This window comes from Pedobacter sp. 01N416 (assembly GCF_056399685.1).
The window spans coordinates 1-4,564 of record NZ_JBFTRT010000423.1 but is presented as its reverse complement, the minus strand read 5'-3'; the positions used below and the strand labels follow the sequence as shown (position 1 = coordinate 4,564).

Annotated in this window: 5 protein-coding genes; all 5 read right to left on the bottom strand. The window is 38.6% G+C overall.

The features are described 5' to 3' along the window. On the bottom strand, window positions 1-1,848 hold a 1,848-nt coding region (secD, locus tag AC1DND_RS20470), incomplete at its 3' end, for a protein translocase subunit SecD (protein WP_477584446.1). 572 nt (window positions 1,849-2,420) lie between these two features. Further along, a complete protein-coding gene (locus AC1DND_RS20465) occupies window positions 2,421-2,924 on the bottom strand; it encodes a dihydrofolate reductase (protein ID WP_477584445.1) in 504 nt (167 codons plus the stop codon). Between the two features lie 88 nt (window positions 2,925-3,012). After that, entirely contained in the window at window positions 3,013-3,378 is a 366-nt protein-coding gene (locus tag AC1DND_RS20460; protein WP_477584443.1) for a four helix bundle protein, read from the bottom strand. Window positions 3,379-3,502: 124 nt separating this feature from the next. Continuing rightward, window positions 3,503-4,297 (bottom strand): thymidylate synthase, encoded by a 795-nt coding sequence (locus AC1DND_RS20455; RefSeq protein ID WP_477584441.1) that lies wholly within the window; start codon window positions 4,295-4,297, stop codon window positions 3,503-3,505. A 74-nt stretch (window positions 4,298-4,371) separates the two neighbouring features. Continuing rightward, the coding region (locus AC1DND_RS20450) for a hypothetical protein (protein WP_477584439.1) at window positions 4,372-4,564 on the bottom strand (193 nt) is incomplete at its 5' end.

Sequence of the window (4,564 nt, the reverse complement as noted above, 5' to 3'; positions counted from 1 at the left end):
AATTGAAGGCATTGCATGTTTAAAACCTTCTTTAATCGCAGTGGCCGTGTTTTTGCCATGTGCAAGCTCTTCACGTACACGCTCGAAAATAAGGATGTTTGCATCTACCGATAAACCAATGGTTAATACGATACCAGCAATACCAGGTAAGGTTAATACTGCACCAAGTGATACCAGGATACCAATGATGAAGAATAAGTTGATTAACAATGCAAAGTTAGCAACCCAACCTGCACGGTGATAATACAACGCCATGAAGATTAAGATTACGATAAAGGCAATTACGAATGAGATTAAACCATCGTGAATAGCTTGTGCACCTAAAGTTGGACCAACTACGTAGCTACCTGCAATACGCGCAGGAGCTGGCAATTTACCAGCTTTTAAGATATTGGATAAATCTTTAGTATCGGCTTGTGTAAAGTTACCAGTGATTGATGAAACACCACCAGCAATTTCGTTCTGTACGGTAGGCGCAGAATAAACCTGGTTATCTAATACAATCGCAATAGATTTTTTGTTGTTTGGATCAGCAGCGGCTTCGGCAGTAATTTTTTTCCACTTAGCAGAACCTTCGCTGGTCATGTACATGGTTACTTCCGGTTTACCTTTTTGATCAAAATCTGCACGCGAATCGCTGATTGCCTCACCACCTAAATCTGGTTTGCCATCAGCACTAACCACTTTAATAGCATATAGTTCGAAAATTTTCGAACCTTCTCTAGGTTTAACACTCCACATAAATTTCATCGTAGATGGAATAGATGCAGCAACTTCAGGAAGTTTTAAATAAGCATTAACCTTTGCGGTATCTTTTTGTAACGACATACCAACAACTGCACCAGGCATTAATTGTTGTTGTCCGTTTTGGCCCTGATAAATAGGAAGGTTAAGAACAGCATACAATGGGTTAGATTTAAGCAATTCAGCTTTAACCGCAGTTGAATCCTTTTTACCTAAGCCAGCAAGTTTACCACCTTTAGCCGTAGTATCTTTAGCAGCAGCTTTTTCTAAACCGGCAAGTTTACCACCAGCAGCTGGAGCAGCAGTTGTATCTTTAGTTGCAGGCGCATCAGCTTTTAATGTTGCCGCTAAAATTTTATTAATGTTTTCTAACAATGGTGCAACTTCTTGCACCTGGTATACTTGCCAGAATTGCAATTCGGCAGAACCCTGTAAAAGTTTAGCAATACGCTCTTTATCTTGTACACCTGGCATTTCGATTAAGATACGGTTGCTACCTTCTTGTTTTTGCATGTTCGGACTAACTACTCCGAAGCCATCGATACGTGAGCGTAGAACTGTAAATGAACGATCGATCGCACTAGTAGCTTCTTTTTCCAAGAAAGATTCAACATCGCCATTGCTTGCGCTAGGTTTTAACTGAGATGCGTTATCCTGGTTAGAAAAATAATCTGCAAGTTTTACTCCAGGGCTTAATTTTTCGAATTCATCAACAAAAATTTTGATGTAATCTTTACCACCGGCATTTAACTGGATCTGTGCGTTCTGAATTGCTTTGTTAAAGTTAGCATCAGTAGGGTTGCCCGCTAATGATTTTACCAACTCCGCTAACGATATCTCCATCGTTACGTTCATTCCGCCTTTTAAGTCTAAACCCAAATTAATCTCTTTCGCTTTTACCTCTTGATAAGTAAATCCAACTACTGGATAAACTTTCACGGTACTCATCGAATCTAAGTAAGCCTTTTCTTTGGCCAAATCACCCTTCGCAGCGTTTTTTGCGTCTTTTTCCACCTTGGATGCTACCAAAGTAAAAGAAAGTGCGTACGCACAAACGATAGCCAATACTATCGCTATAAACTTAATAAAACCTTTTCCTTGCATTGTTTGTTTAAAATAATTTGTCTTTCGCTGTTTTTTAACAAGTCGGCAAATCTAATTAAATTTTTAAATTATAGAACCCCTTAATTGATAATTTATTAACATTAATTTTTATCGGGCAATAATCTTATTTTTTGCCTGCTAACCGTTTTACTGAATACTCATGTTGTTATGCTGCCAAATGATTAGAAAAGCAGGTGCAGCAGCTTTTGCTTGCGTTCGGTCCTGATATAGTTTCAATCTTTTTTAATTTCTGTCATGCTGAGGAACGAAGCATCTTTTCATATTTGGGTTTCTTAGAGACAAAGATGTATAGTAGATCTTTTTTTGAAAAGCAATACCTGTGTTTCTTTTGTTCGGATAGTCCCGCTGTCCGTTTTATCCCGATGAAGAATCGGGATGCTCACTGCCATCGGGTTTAGCTGGCAGGGGAAGAAGCACTATTCAAGTAAAAATAGTAGTCGCCTCAACGAGATCGTCATGCTGAATTTATTTCAGCATCTTTCTTGCAAGATAGACCCTGATCCCGAAGCTTCGGGACAGGATGAAGACCCTAGAAGAAGGTATCTTCGTTGTTAAATTCTTTCTAAAACCTCAAAAGTATAATCGTATTTGTTCTTTTCATCGGCTTTATGGGTTTCACTGCTGATTACTTTCCATTCGTTCCGGTCAATTTCAGGGAAAAAGGTATCCGCATCAAAATTGTGGTGGATGGTAGTTAAATAAAGTGTGGTGGTTTTGGGCAAGGCTTGTCTATAAATCTCAGCACCACCAACAATAAATACCGGTTTTTCTTCTGTTTTGGTAATTGCTAAAGCTTCATCTAAACTATTTACCACTTCAACACTATCGATTTTTAAACTGGAATCCCTGGTGATCACAATATTCCTGCGGTTAGGTAGCGGTCTACCTACAGAATCGAAAGTTTTGCGGCCCATCACTACTGTGTGCCCCGAAGTGGTTTGTTTAAAGAATTTTAAATCGGCTGGCATGTGCCATAAAAGCTGATTGTTTTTGCCTATTGCAAAATTTTCCCCTACAGCTACGGCTATGGAAAGGTTTTTTGGTTCATTAGTCATTGGTCATTTGTTTATTGGTATCGGCATGGTGCATTAAGTGCAGTTCAAGTGAGATGAATTTAATGTACACTGACAACTGAGTTAAGTTTTATCTAAATTTTGCCCAATATATTTTTATATAAGCATTCAGTTTTAAATGGATTGTTTGTAATTCGGTATAAAGTTCTGAATAACAATCTTCAGATATCAAATTTCTGTTTTTTGATTTCCGAAGAAATGATTTTACTTCTAAAATTGAGCCTCGGCTATAATAGCAAAAGTTTTTGTTTTCTTTGAAATGATACCTCCCATATCCTTCTGCAATATTTGCACTAATGGAATCTGCTGCTCTGCATAATTGTTTACCGATGGTATCTTTAGCGAAATATTCCCATCCCATAACAATATCCCAGATTTTATCTGAAATTACCTCAGACAAATTATATACTTCTAAATCCTCTAATTTATAATTCATGATTTCTCTTGATTAAGTAAATTAAAGGGATGATTTTTTAAATAGGGCATTCAATTCTGCACCCAAACAAATGAACCAATGGCTAATGAACGAATGACTAATTAACCAATGACCAATGAACCAATTACACCGCCACTATCCCCTTAATATGCGGGTACGCTTCGTAATTCTCCAGGGTAAAGTCTTCAAATTTAAAATCAAAGATGCTTTTTACATCAGGATTGATTTTCATGGTTGGCAATGCTTTAGGCTCGCGGCTTAATTGTAGGTTGGCCTGTTCGATATGGTTATTGTATAAATGTGCATCGCCAAGGGTATGGATAAAATCTCCTGCTTCTAAACCGCACACCTGTGCTACCATCATGGTTAATAAAGCGTAAGATGCAATATTAAAAGGAACGCCCAAGAAAATATCGGCACTGCGCTGATATAACTGGCAGCTTAATTTCCCATCGGCCACGTAGAATTGAAAAAATGCATGGCAAGGAGGCAAAGCCATATTTTCGATTTCAGCAACGTTCCATGCAGAAACAATAATCCTGCGCGAATCGGGATTGTTCTTTATCGTATTGATGATATTGGTGATCTGATCGATATGTTGCCCATCTGGTGTTGGCCAGCTTCTCCACTGTGAACCATAAACCGGTCCGAGGTTGCCGTTTTCGTCAGCCCATTCGTCCCAGATACGAACACCATTATCTTTTAAGTATTTAATATTGGTATCGCCGGTTAAAAACCAGATCAGTTCGTGAATAATAGATTTTAAGTGCAATTTCTTTGTTGTCACCATCGGGAAACCTTCCTGAAGGTTAAAGCGCATCTGGTAACCAAAAACGCTTATTGTTCCGGTGCCGGTACGGTCGTGCTTTTGAGCTCCATGATCAAGCACATGTTGCATTAAATCTAAATATTGTTTCATACTGTTCTGATAATTTACAAATATCTAAAATTTATCAGGTGTTGAGAATCATTTTTATACACACTGCCCACTTACTAACATTGTAATGATAATTGTTTTTTGGAAATGAATTTGCTGTGCCAATGGAGGCCACCTGTCCTGCTTTTCATTTCAAGTCCTCGCTGCGCTGTGGGCTTTCCACTACAATCAGGTTTGTAATTTACGGTTTCTTCATCAACCCCGATAGAAGTAGCAACTGGCCCCTTAGCCCCGGGTGCAGTGTTACCC

Bases quoted from the DNA above. Each gene is read 5' to 3' on its own strand.
- AC1DND_RS20455 (WP_477584441.1), bottom strand. From the start codon at position 4,297: ATGAAACAATATTTAGATTTAATGCAACATGTGCTTGATCATGGAGCT.
- AC1DND_RS20460 (WP_477584443.1), bottom strand. From the start codon at position 3,378: ATGAATTATAAATTAGAGGATTTAGAAGTATATAATTTGTCTGAGGTA.
- AC1DND_RS20465 (WP_477584445.1), bottom strand. From the start codon at position 2,924: ATGACTAATGAACCAAAAAACCTTTCCATAGCCGTAGCTGTAGGGGAA.